10 protein-coding genes and 1 pseudogene (1 of these 11 running past the window's edge) are annotated in these 10,802 nt (G+C 68.8%); 6 read left to right on the top strand and 5 right to left on the bottom strand.

Annotated elements, in window-relative coordinates:
• A pseudogene (locus tag DJ81_RS01305) lies at positions 1–853 on the bottom strand (MATE family efflux transporter) (its annotated part extends 207 nt beyond the left edge of the window); the annotation flags it as partial.
• A 288-nt stretch (positions 854–1,141) separates the two neighbouring features.
• Between DJ81_RS01305 and DJ81_RS01300 the strand changes: the two are divergent.
• Positions 1,142–1,336, top strand: a complete 195-nt coding sequence (locus DJ81_RS01300; RefSeq protein WP_004045866.1) for a cold-shock protein — start codon at positions 1,142–1,144, stop codon at positions 1,334–1,336.
• A gap of 117 nt (positions 1,337–1,453) precedes the next feature.
• Positions 1,454–1,993 carry a hypothetical protein gene (locus DJ81_RS01295; RefSeq protein WP_094588064.1) on the top strand — a complete coding sequence of 180 codons (540 nt, stop codon included), beginning with the start codon at positions 1,454–1,456 and terminating at the stop codon, positions 1,991–1,993.
• 15 nt (positions 1,994–2,008) lie between these two features.
• Here DJ81_RS01295 and DJ81_RS01290 read toward each other — a convergent pair whose 3' ends face one another.
• Positions 2,009–2,977: an oxidoreductase gene (locus tag DJ81_RS01290; protein WP_094588062.1), complete on the bottom strand. Its 969-nt coding sequence runs from the start codon at positions 2,975–2,977 to the stop codon at positions 2,009–2,011.
• 169 nt (positions 2,978–3,146) lie between these two features.
• Here DJ81_RS01290 and DJ81_RS01285 point away from each other — a divergent pair, with 169 nt between their 5' ends.
• Genes DJ81_RS01285 through DJ81_RS01275 form a run of 3 tightly spaced genes read left to right on the top strand, consistent with a single transcriptional unit; the run spans position 3,147 to position 7,743 of the window.
• Positions 3,147–5,624, top strand: a complete 2,478-nt coding sequence (locus DJ81_RS01285) for a DNA topoisomerase VI subunit B (RefSeq protein WP_094526812.1) — start codon at positions 3,147–3,149, stop codon at positions 5,622–5,624.
• Positions 5,625–6,710, top strand: a complete 1,086-nt coding sequence (locus DJ81_RS01280; RefSeq protein WP_094526813.1) for a DNA topoisomerase IV subunit A — start codon at positions 5,625–5,627, stop codon at positions 6,708–6,710.
• A 13-nt stretch (positions 6,711–6,723) separates the two neighbouring features.
• The gene (locus DJ81_RS01275; protein ID WP_094588060.1) at positions 6,724–7,743 is read left to right on the top strand and encodes a carbohydrate kinase family protein; all 1,020 of its coding nucleotides are present in this window, start codon (positions 6,724–6,726) and stop codon (positions 7,741–7,743) included.
• 41 nt (positions 7,744–7,784) lie between these two features.
• Here the strand turns inward: DJ81_RS01275 and DJ81_RS01270 are convergent, their stop codons facing one another.
• Positions 7,785–8,021 carry a CDGSH iron-sulfur domain-containing protein gene (locus DJ81_RS01270; RefSeq protein ID WP_094525514.1) on the bottom strand — a complete coding sequence of 79 codons (237 nt, stop codon included), beginning with the start codon at positions 8,019–8,021 and terminating at the stop codon, positions 7,785–7,787.
• A gap of 104 nt (positions 8,022–8,125) precedes the next feature.
• On the opposite strand from DJ81_RS01270, the gene msrB reads away from it, so the two are divergent.
• A complete protein-coding gene (msrB, locus tag DJ81_RS01265; protein ID WP_094525515.1) occupies positions 8,126–8,545 on the top strand; it encodes a peptide-methionine (R)-S-oxide reductase MsrB in 420 nt (139 codons plus the stop codon).
• 138 nt (positions 8,546–8,683) lie between these two features.
• On the opposite strand, the gene DJ81_RS01260 is transcribed toward msrB, so the two are convergent.
• Positions 8,684–9,481 (bottom strand): sensor histidine kinase KdpD, encoded by a 798-nt coding sequence (locus tag DJ81_RS01260; RefSeq protein WP_094588058.1) that lies wholly within the window; start codon positions 9,479–9,481, stop codon positions 8,684–8,686.
• Between the two features lie 76 nt (positions 9,482–9,557).
• Positions 9,558–10,712 carry an acyl-CoA dehydrogenase family protein gene (locus tag DJ81_RS01255; RefSeq protein ID WP_094588056.1) on the bottom strand — a complete coding sequence of 385 codons (1,155 nt, stop codon included), beginning with the start codon at positions 10,710–10,712 and terminating at the stop codon, positions 9,558–9,560.
• Positions 10,713–10,802: the final 90 nt, after the last annotated feature.

The following is a 10,802-nucleotide window of genomic DNA, read 5'->3' as shown; positions in this document are numbered from 1 at the left end:
CGACCGACCACGAGACGGACATGAGCCTGACGCCGATCCCGTAGGCCGCGGTCGCGGCCGGGCCGAACCGCGCGACCAGCGCGGCCATGAAGACGGCCGCGAACGACCGCGCCCACCCGTCGAGCGTCGCCGGGTACCCCACGCCGATCAGCTTCCGGAGGATCTCCGGGTTCGGCGCGAGGTCGCGGACGTACAGCTTCACCCCCCAGTCGCCGCGCAGCAGAATCCAGACGCCCGTCGCGGTCGCGAAGAGGCGCGCGATCAGCGTCGCGATCGCGGCCCCGCGCGTCCCGAGTGGCGGGACCGGCCCCCATCCGAGGATGAAGACGGGATCGATGACGATGTTGATCCCCGCGGAGATCCCGACCAGCCACATCGCCGTCGTCGTGTCGCCCGCGCCCTGCAGGGAGGCGCGGAACGCGAAGAAGAGGAACGTGAGCGGGAGCGTGAGGAGGATCACCTCGATGTAGGCGAGCGACTCGACGAACACCGCGTCCCGCGCGCCGATCCAGTAGAGCAGCCGGTGACGGGCCGCGAACCCGAGGGCGGCGAGGGCGACGGAGACCGCGACCGCGAGCAGCACCGTCTGTCCCACGACCTCGTCGGCGCGCCGGTCGTTGCCGGCGCCGACGTGCTGGGAGACCAGGGCGATCGTCGCGGCCGTGAGGCCCACCGCGGTCGAGACGAACATCCACGACAGCGGGAACATGAGCGAGACGGCGGCGACGGCCTCGGTGCTCACCCGCCCGACCCAGAACATGTCCGCGAGGTTGTACAGCGTCTGGAGGAGGTTCCCGAGCACCAGCGGCCACGCGAGGTCGAACAGCTTCGGCGAGATGGCTCCCGCCGTCATGTCGACCCGAGCGTCGTCTTTCGCCACGAGTTACGTTCGACCGTACGGCCGCTCGCGACCTAACGTTTCGGGAAACGGTTCGCGATCCGACTCGCGGGCCGATGCGGGCGCGGACGGTGCCGCGCGCGACCGGCGGCGATTCCGACGTTCCGGCCGCGAAGGGGTCCGCCGCGGCGATCCGGTCCGGAAAAACGGACATAGAGCCTGTCCGGGTCTGAGAGCGTCGAATACGGGTGGATCGGAGCGCACACAACACTTATCATCCAGTCGGGAGTGTGTCCGAATGCGATGGCGACAGGTAAGGTCGACTTCTTCAACGACACCGGCGGCTACGGATTCATCGAGACTGACGACGCTGACGAAGACGTATTCTTCCACATGGAAGACGTCGGCGGCCCGGACCTCGAGGAAGGCCAGGAGGTAGAGTTCGAGATCGAGGAGGCGGACAAGGGTCCGCGCGCGACGAACCTCACTCGGCTGTAGCTCGCTCGGCCGTACCCGCGACCGGCGACGGCGGACAGCTCTCGAAACGCGTTCCGCGTATATTACACCGCGAGCGGCGTCGCCGGTGTTTTGACCTCCGAGCCAGAGGACGCCGACATGGACGTCGACGACCTCGACGAGTTCGTCGCCGAGCACCTCGACCGCTACGCCGAGACGCAGGGAGTCCTCCCCGAGCGGCTCGACGAGTTCGGCGACAGGTACCGGGCGCAGGGGCACCTGACCCGCGAACAGCTGTACGACATCGCCTACGAGTCGTCGACGCGGAGCGCGTACCACGTCCGGAAGAACCCGGAGCGGCGCTGTCGGGAGGTGACCCGCAACGCCCGCGCCGTCGACGGGGACTTCTCGACGATCCACCTGATCACGGGGCTCACCGGGTTCAAGGCGCCGACGGCGTCGTGCGTGGTCGCCGCGCTCGACGGCGACCGCCACGCCGTCGTCGACACCCGCGTCTGGGCGTCGCTGGAGCGGCTGGGGCACCTCGACGGGCGGAAGGAGTCGTTCGACGCCGCCGACTACGTGACGATGATCGAACCGATCCGCGAGATCGCCGAGGAGACGGGTCACCGCGCGGTCGACGTCGGCTACGCGCTGTTCGCGCACGACGACCGCGTGCGGGAGGGCACGCTGCATTAGTCGCCGCGGTTTCTTTTAAATAGGAAACTCGACGCCGGTCGCCTCCTCGGAGTACTCCCAGAGCCGGCGGGCGTCCGCGCGGTCGTACGAGGCGTCGTTCGACCGGCCGACGGTCGGCGTCCCCCGCATGTTCATGAGACCGCCCGGCTCCACGTAGGCGCCGCCGTCGACGTCGGCGGTCGCGGCGTACAGCATGGGGAGGGCGCCCGTCGCGGCGTCCTGTCCGAGCACCGCGTTCGCGGCCTTCATCCCGACCTTCATCAGGGGGTTACCGCTCGCCTCCGCGGTGCGGTGCTGGAGGTTCGTCGCCGCGTAGCCCGGGTGGCAGGCGACGCTTCGGATCTCGGGGTCGTCGCCCCCGTCGTTCCCCCTCGCGTCGGCGATCCGCCGCTGGAGCTCGTAGGCGAACAGCAGGTTCGCGAGCTTGCTCCGGCCGTACGCCTTCCACTTCCCGTACGAGCGCTCCCAGTTGAGGTCCGAGAAGTCCATCTCGCCCTGCTCGTGGGCGCCAGACGACTGCGTGACGACGCGGGCCGCCCCGCCGATCCCCTCGGCGGCGTCCAGGAGCGGGAACAGGCGCCCCGTGAGCGCGAAATGCCCGAGGTGGTTGACGCCGAACTGGGTCTCGAAGCCGTCCTCGGTCTCGCTCCGCGGGATCGCCATCACCCCGGCGTTGTTACAGCAGACGTCGACCGCGTCGTAGTCGGCGGCGAGTCCCTCGGCGAAGGCCGCTACCGAGTCGAGGGAGGCGAGGTCGCACTCGCGAACGTCGAGGTCCAGGTCGTCGCGGTCGAGAGCGCTCTCGCGTCGGATCTCGTCGGCGGCGCGATCGCCGCGCCGCACGCTCCGGCACGCCATCACGACCGTCGCCCCCTTTTCGGCGAACGCACGGGTCCCCTCGTAGCCGAGTCCGCTGTTCGCCCCGGTGACGACCACAGTTTTTCCGTCCAGTCGCGGCATCTCGTCGGTCGTCCAGCCTGACATACGCGGTGGAAGGGGTCTCACGGGGAGAAAGCTGTCGGCGGAGAGACCCGTCTCAGCGCCGGTCCGCACGCTCCCGAACCCGCATCGAGACGGCGTCTGACGCCGGGATCCACTTTCACCGCGCCGGCGGTGCGTTTTTAGGTGCCTCGGTGAAAGGAGAGGACACCGAATGACGTCCTTCCAGTCGACGATCGGCGACGAGGAGGGGATCGCGGAGGAGCTGGCCGAGGGCCAGCGCGAGATCTCCATCGCCGAGTTCTTCGAGAAGAACAAGCACATGCTCGGGTTCGACTCGGGCGCCCGCGGGCTCGTCACCGCCGTCAAGGAGGCGGTCGACAACGCCCTGGACGCGACCGAGGAGGCCGGCGTCCTCCCCGACATCTACATCGAGATCGAGGAGGTGGGCGACTACTACCGGCTCGTCATCGAGGACAACGGGCCGGGCATCACGAAAGCGGAGCTCCCGAAAGTGTTCGGGAAGCTCCTGTACGGTTCGAGGTTTCATACACGTGAACAGAATCGCGGTCAACAGGGAATCGGGATTTCAGCGGCCGTACTGTACTCGCAGTTGACGTCCGGCCAGCCCGCGAAGATCACCTCGCGCCCGAAGGGGCAGTCGCGGGCGCAGTACTTCGAGCTCATCATCGACACCGACACGAACGAGCCGGAGATCAAGGCGGACGAGGAGGCGACGTGGGACCGCCCCCACGGCACCCGCATCGAGCTGGAGATGGAGGCGAACATGCGGGCCCGTCAGCAGCTCCACGACTACGTGAAACACACCGCGGTCGTCAACCCCCACGCCCGGATCGAACTCCGCGAGCCGGGGCTCGACGAGCCGATGAAGTTCGAGCGCGCGACCGACGATCTACCGGCTGAGACGAAGGAGATCCGCCCGCACCCCCACGGGGTCGAGCTCGGCGCGCTGATCAAGATGCTGGAGGCGACCGAGTCGTACTCGGTGTCCGGGTTCCTCCAGGAGGAGTTCACGCGGGTCGGCAAGAAGACCGCGGACAGCGTCATCGACAACTTCCGGGACGTCTACTACGGGCGCGAGCTCTCGTGGACGCCGCCGCGCGCGCACGACGACCGCGACGTCGCGGCCGCGGTGAGCGAAGCGGTGGCCAACAAGGGGAAGGCGGCGACGACCGCCTTCGCGGAAGGCGTCGCCGAGACGGTCTCGGGGAACGACCGGCTGAGCCGGTCCGAGCTCGCGACGATCGTCGGGAACGTCGCCGACGGCGTCGAGGACGACACCGGGAAGACGTTCGGCGAGACCGTCCGGGAGAACGCGGTCGACGCGGCGTGGCGGGCGATCACCGGGGTCGACACCGACGGCGAGCCGGTCGGGGCCGCCGCGGGAGACGCGGCCGGCGACGGCGAGGACGACGGGGGAGAGGCCGACTCCCCCCTCGTCGCCGACGCGTACGCGCTCGTCGACGAGGCGACGTCGACTCGGAAGGACGACGCCGCGGTCCAGGCGATGGCCGACGCGCTGACGCGCCGGTTCCTGAACCTCGACGGCGACGCCTTCCGGATCGCTCGCGACGACCTGGATCGGCTCGTCGCCGACGCGGCGAACTTCGTCGCCGAACAGCACGACGCGACGTTCGGAGAGACCGCCCGCGAGAACGTCGTCGAAGCGTTCTGGTCCCGGGCGCGCACCGTGCCGGACGACCCGCCGAAGGTGCGCGACGTCGCCGCCGACCGCGACGCCGCGGCCGACCTGCTCGAAGCGATGCGCACCACGGACATCCTCGCGCCGCCGACCGACTGCCTCGCGCCCATCACGGCCGAGCTCGTCGAAGCCGGGCTCCGCAAGGAGTACGACGCCGACTTCTACGCGGCGGCGACCCGCGACGCCGAGGTCCACGGCGGCGACCCGTTCATCGTCGAGGCCGGCATCGCCTACGGGGGGAATATTCCGGCGGAGGGCTCCGTCGAGCTGCTCCGGTTCGCGAACCGCGTCCCGCTCGTCTACCAGCGCGGCGCCTGCGCGACGACGGACGTGATCAAGTCGATCGGCTGGCGCAACTACGGGCTCGACCAGCCCGGCGGCTCGGGGATGCCGAACGGGCCGGCCGTGATCAGCATCCACGTCGCCTCCACGAACGTCCCGTTCACGAGCGAGTCGAAGGACGCGCTCGCGAACGTCCCCGCGATCGAAGACGAGATCGAGCTCGCCGTGCGGGAGGCCGCTCGGGAGCTGAAGTCGTTCCTCAACAAGCGCCGCTCGATGCAGCAGCGCCGCGAGAAGCAGGACGTGCTCGGGAAGATCCTCCCGGAGATGGCCGACAAGGTCTCCGAGGTCACGGGCCGCCCGCGCCCCGACATCGACGGCGCGCTGGCGCGGATCATGAACAACGTCAGCGTCGATCGCGAGGTGTCCGACGGCACCGTGACGCTGGTCGTCGAGAACCACTCGGACGTGAACGAGCAGTTGGAGATCACCGATATCGTCACGACCGAGCCGACCGACCCCTCGGACGGGACGGTCGTCGACATGGACGGCGAGTGGTTCGTCCAGTGGAAGCCCGAGGTCCCCTCGGGCGACGAGCGGGAACTGACGTACGCCGTCGACGACGACGCCGAGTTCGAGGTCAGCGTCGGCGGCGTCGAGACGGAGAAACTCACGGTGAACGCGTAAATGACGACAGACACAGACGCACGAGACGAGCTGATCGACCTGGCCGCCGACTTCTACGACCAGTTCGCGGGCGGGAAGATCCCGGAGCTGCAGCTCCCGACGCGGACGAAGAGCAACATCGAGTACGACACGGAGAGCGGCGTGTGGACGTACGGCGACCGCACGTCGACGCGCAGCGCCAACTCGGTGCGGGGCGCTCGGAAGCTTTTGAAGGCGGCGTACACGATCGAGTTCCTCGCCAATCAGCTCGACGAGGGGCGCTCCTCGACGCTGCGGGAGCTGTACTACCTCTCGGAGTCGTGGGACAACGACGAGGCCCAGTTCAAGTCGCAGGACGAGTCCAACGACCTCGTGGAGGACCTGGAGATCGTCACGGGGGTCACCCGCGAGGACTTCCACATGCGTCCGGAGGAGTCGGGGGCGACCCTGATGGGACCGCTGGAGATCCGCGAGCAGACCCGCCGCGGCGAGCGCGAGATCCACTGCCAGGAGGACGTCGGTGAGGGCGGGTACCAGATCCCGAACAACCCGGACATGATCGAGTTCCTCGACGACGACATCGACTTCGCGCTCGCGGTGGAGACCGGCGGGATGCGCGACCGGCTCGTCGAGAACGGGTTCGACGAGGAGTACGACTGCCTCGTCATCCATTTAAAGGGCCAGCCGGCGCGAGCGACCCGCCGCATCACGAAGCGCGTCCACGACGAGCTCGACGTCCCCATCGCCGTCTTCGCCGACGGCGACCCGTGGTCCTACCGGATCTACGGCTCCGTGGCGTACGGCTCGATCAAGTCCGCGCACCTCTCGAAGTACCTCGCGACCCCGGAGGCGCAGTTCGTCGGGATCCAGCCCGAGGACATCGTCGAGTACGACCTCCCGGCCGACCCGCTCTCGGATTCAGACGTGAACGCCCTCGAGTCGGAGCTGGAGGACCCGCGCTTCCAGACCGACTACTGGGAGGAGCAGATCGAGCTCCAGCTCGACATCGGGAAGAAGTCCGAACAGCAGTCGCTCGCGAGCCGCGGGCTCGACTTCGTCACCGACACGTACCTCCCCGAGCGGCTCGGAGCGATGGGCGTGCTCTGAACGGAGGTGTCGCATGCCCTACGATCGGCTGCGGCGGCGTCTCACTGAGTCGGGGTCTCCGACTGTGACGACGCTCCCCGACGGAAGCGTCGACCACTTCTGTACGGTCGCCGAAGACGACGCCGAGTCGCCGGAGACCCGCGACGCGTTCGGCCGGGAGATCCTCGGAGATCGGTCGTCGTTCTCGTTCGCCGTCGAGGCGACCGAGCCCGGCGGCCAAGCGGTCAACGCGGCGAAACAGCTCCACGCGCTCGGCGGATCGGTCACCTGTTACGGCCACCTCGACGCGCCGGTATTCGAGTCGCTACCCTTCGATACCGTGTCGATGGGGGCTCCGGCGGTCGTGTACGTGTTCGGCTTCAGCGATCGGGACGTGATGTTCGTCGAGGCCGCCGACGTCGCGGAGTGGACCCTCGCGGAGGTACGCCGAGTCGCTGATCTCCCGGACGTGTTCGGGGGTGACGCCGTCTGCTGTAGTAACTGGGACTCCGTGGCGGGGCTCGAAAGCGCGTTTCACCGGCTGAGCGACGCGGACGTCCCGCGGATCCCCTTCGTTTTCGACCCGGGCGATATCGTCGGGTGCGGGCCCGACGAGATCGGTGCGTTGCTCGACGCAATGGCCGCTCTCCAAGACGCGTTCGACGTGGTGTACTCAGCCAATCGGCAGGAAGTCCGGGCGACGGCCGCGCCCCTGTCCGGACCGTTCGACCACGACCTCGCTCGACTCGCCGCGATCCGAGCGGAGACGGGGATCACGGCCGCGGTGATGCACGCGAGAGACGAGGCCGCCGCCGTCACGTCCGACGATCGTCTGCGGGTCAGCAACTACAGCGTCGAGCGTCCGGTCCGACACACCGGTGGCGGCGATCGATTCACCGGCGGGCTCGGCCACGCGCTGGCGTGCGGGTGGGATTGGGACGTCGCGCTGGCGTGTGGAAACGCCTGTGCGGTCTCCTACGTCGAATCCGGCAGTACCGGCGGTCCGAACGAGATCGCCGCATTCCTCGACGAGAGGCCTCCCGTCGACTCCTGAGCGAACGCCTCCCCGCTACCACCCGACCGTCTCAGGTTCGCTTACCGGTCTTCGGACGCGATCTCGTCGATCTCGCGCCGCTCGCCGTCGGCGTCGTCGTTCGCGTACTTATATACGACGCCGTCCGCCTCGTCGGCGGTCGCGTTGTGCGACCCGTCACAGAGCGGCTTCGAGTCGGAGAGGCCGCACTGACAGACGTATATCTTGCCGTCGTCGCCGGTGTCGGACTCGTCGAGTATCGCCGGACCGCGCTCCTCGTGGGTGACTTCGCGCGCCATGTCACGTCGATCCGTGCCCGCAGGCATACGGTTTGGGGCCGGTCCGGGCGGGGCGACCGAGACCCCGCCGGAACCGCCTTGGGCGTGGGGCCCGTACTCGGCGTATGAGCGAGACCGAGGAGGGAGACGCGGTCGACCCGGGAGAGCTGACCGACGAGGAGTGGCGCGAGCGGCTCTCCGAGGAGGAGTACCGCGTGCTCCGCGAGAGCGGCACGGAGGCGAAGTTCTCGGGCGAGTACGTCGACCACCACCCCGACGACGGGGAGTACCGCTGTCGGGCCTGCGGGACCGTCCTCTTCGACGCCGAGACGAAGTACGAGTCCGGCTGCGGCTGGCCGGCGTTCTACGCGGCCGAGGAGGAGTCGGTGACGACGACCGTCGACACGAGCCACGGGATGCGCCGCACCGAGGTGCGGTGCGCGAACTGCGATTCCCACTTGGGCCACGTGTTCGACGACGGCCCCGAGCCGACCGGGAAGCGGTTCTGCATCAACTCGGTCGCGATGGAGTACGACGACGAGTGAGCGCGCTCGGTGCGCCCGGGGAACCGACGCTGGTGGCGTTGATCACGCTGGCGGCGTTGATGACGCTGGCGGCGTTGGTGGCGGCGCTGGCGGCGCGGACGGAGAGACTGGCGGAGAGACCGGCGACGCCCTCGCGCCCTACTCCGCCAGCGAGAGCCTGACGACGAACACCGCCCCCTTCGGCTCGTTGCCCTCGATCCACACGTCCCCGTCGTAAATCTCGACGAGCGACCGGACTAGGTACAGCCCGATACCGGCGCCCGGGCTGTCGAGTCCCTTCTCTCCTTTCCCGAACACCTCGTCGCGCTGGCCCTCGGGGATCCCGGGCCCGTTGTCGGCGACGCGTACCTCGACGACGCCCTCGCCCTCGTCGAGGGTCGCCGACACCGTCACCGTCGGCGGCGTCTCGTCGTTGTGCTGGACCGCGTTCCGCAGGAGGTTCCGGAACACCGAGCTCAGCATCTCGTCGGCGACGACCGCCTCGTCGGGGAACGATCCCTCGACGGTGAACACCGCCTCCGAGTACGCCGAGCGGACCTCCTCGACCTGCTGGGAGAGGACCCTATCGAGCGCGACGCGGCTCGGGTCGGTGTCCTCCCGGAGCATGACCTCGGCCAGGTCGCGGACCGTCGTGGTCAGCGAGACCGCGCTCTGGGTGTTGCGCTTTATGACCTCTAGGTACTCCTTCCCGTCCTCGTCGACGTGGTCGTCGAGCAGTTCGGCGTACGCCCCGACCAGCTGGAGGTCGTTGCGGATGTCGTGGCGCATCACCTGGTTCAGCAGGCGGAGGTCGTCGCGCTGGCGCTTGAGGCGTTCCTCCGGGGTCACGCCGTCGGCCGACTCGGCGTCCGCGTCGCCGCTCGCGCTCCCGGCCGACTCGGCGTCCGCGCCGTCGCTCGCGCTCCCGGCCGGCTCGGAGTCCGCACCGTCGCTCATGTCGGTGACGAAGGGCCGCCGCCGGTTTTTATATACCGGTCGCGAGCGGGGGGCGCGAGCGACCCGACGGAGTCGCTCACAACCCCTCGTCGAGCAGTTCGCGAGCGATGATGTTCTTCTGGATCTCGGTGGTCCCCTCGTATATCTGGGTGATCTTCGCGTCGCGGTAGAGCCGCTCGACGTCGTGGTCGTTGACGAAGCCGGCGCCGCCGTGGACCTGGACCGCCTCGTCGGCGACGTCCACGGCGACCCGCGAGGCGAACTCCTTGGCCATCGACGCGAGCGCGGTGAGATCGGCGGCCTCGTTGTCGACCGCCCACGCGGAGCGGTAAGTGAGCCAGCGGGCGGCCTCCGTGTTCGTGTGCATCTCCGCGAGCTTGTGTTTGATCGCCTGGAAGTCGCTGATCGGGCGGTCGAACTGCTCGCGCTCCTCCGCGTACTCAAGTGCGCGCTCGGCCGCGCCGCGGGCGATCCCGACGCCCTGCGCGGCGACCGCGGTGCGTGTCTCGTCGAAGAACTGCATCAGCTGGAGGAATCCCATCCCGCGCTGGCCGATCAGGTTCTCCTCCGGCACCCTGACGTCGTCGAAACGGAGCTCGGCGGTGTCGCTCGCTCGGATACCGAGCTTCCCGGTGATCTTGTCGCGGGTGAGCCCGTCGCGGTCGCCCTCGACGAGGATCTGCGAGTAGCCGGAGTAGCGGTCGTCGATCTCCGGGTCGGTCTCGCAGACGACGACGAAGTAGTCGGCGACGGTGCCGTTCGTGATCCACATCTTCGACCCGTTGATCACCCACTCGTCGCCGTCCTTCTCCGCGCGGGTCTCGACCGACGTCACGTCCGAGCCCGCCTGCGGCTCCGAGATCGCCGAGCCCATCACCGCGTCGCCGGCGGTCACCTCCGGGAGGACGCGCTCCTTCTGTGCCTCCGTACCGAACTCCATCAGCGCCTCGGCGCCGAACCCGGCGCTGGAGACGCAGAGGCCGATCCCGGGGTCGGCCGCGAACAGCTCCTCGGTCAGGATCGCGTTCTCCACCGACGAGTACCCGACGCCGCCGTACTCGACCGGGACGTGCGGGGCGAGCAGGCCCATCTCGGCGGCCTTCTCCATGACCTCGTGGGGGTACTCCTCGGCCACGTCGTACTCCGTCGCGACCGGTCGGATCTCCTCGTCGGCGAACTTCCGCACCTCGTCCCGCAGGTGTCGTTGCTCGTCGGTCAGCTGGAACTCCATGTTCACCCGATCCGCCGAATTCATCATAATTATTCGTAAATGACGAGGAATCCGGAGCGCGTTTATCACGGCGTCCCGGCACGGCGGGCG

Source organism: Halorubrum sp. Hd13 (genome assembly GCF_002252755.1).
Lineage (GTDB): Archaea > Halobacteriota > Halobacteria > Halobacteriales > Haloferacaceae > Halorubrum.
The sequence above is the reverse complement of the archived record's forward strand: the minus strand, read 5'-3'. Positions and strand labels throughout refer to the sequence as shown.

What these genes read in the sequence shown, in the direction of transcription:
- DJ81_RS01270 (WP_094525514.1), bottom strand. Translation starts at nt 8,021, where the DNA reads ATGGCGCGCGAAGTCACCCACGAGGAGCGCGGTCCGGCGATACTCGAC.
- msrB (WP_094525515.1), top strand. Translation starts at nt 8,126, where the DNA reads ATGAGCGAGACCGAGGAGGGAGACGCGGTCGACCCGGGAGAGCTGACC.
- DJ81_RS01255 (WP_094588056.1), bottom strand. Translation starts at nt 10,712, where the DNA reads ATGGAGTTCCAGCTGACCGACGAGCAACGACACCTGCGGGACGAGGTG.
- DJ81_RS01290 (WP_094588062.1), bottom strand. Translation starts at nt 2,977, where the DNA reads ATGTCAGGCTGGACGACCGACGAGATGCCGCGACTGGACGGAAAAACT.
- DJ81_RS01275 (WP_094588060.1), top strand. Translation starts at nt 6,724, where the DNA reads ATGCCCTACGATCGGCTGCGGCGGCGTCTCACTGAGTCGGGGTCTCCG.
- DJ81_RS01300 (WP_004045866.1), top strand. Translation starts at nt 1,142, where the DNA reads ATGGCGACAGGTAAGGTCGACTTCTTCAACGACACCGGCGGCTACGGA.
- DJ81_RS01260 (WP_094588058.1), bottom strand. Translation starts at nt 9,481, where the DNA reads ATGAGCGACGGTGCGGACTCCGAGCCGGCCGGGAGCGCGAGCGACGGC.
- DJ81_RS01295 (WP_094588064.1), top strand. Translation starts at nt 1,454, where the DNA reads ATGGACGTCGACGACCTCGACGAGTTCGTCGCCGAGCACCTCGACCGC.
- DJ81_RS01285 (WP_094526812.1), top strand. Translation starts at nt 3,147, where the DNA reads ATGACGTCCTTCCAGTCGACGATCGGCGACGAGGAGGGGATCGCGGAG.
- DJ81_RS01280 (WP_094526813.1), top strand. Translation starts at nt 5,625, where the DNA reads ATGACGACAGACACAGACGCACGAGACGAGCTGATCGACCTGGCCGCC.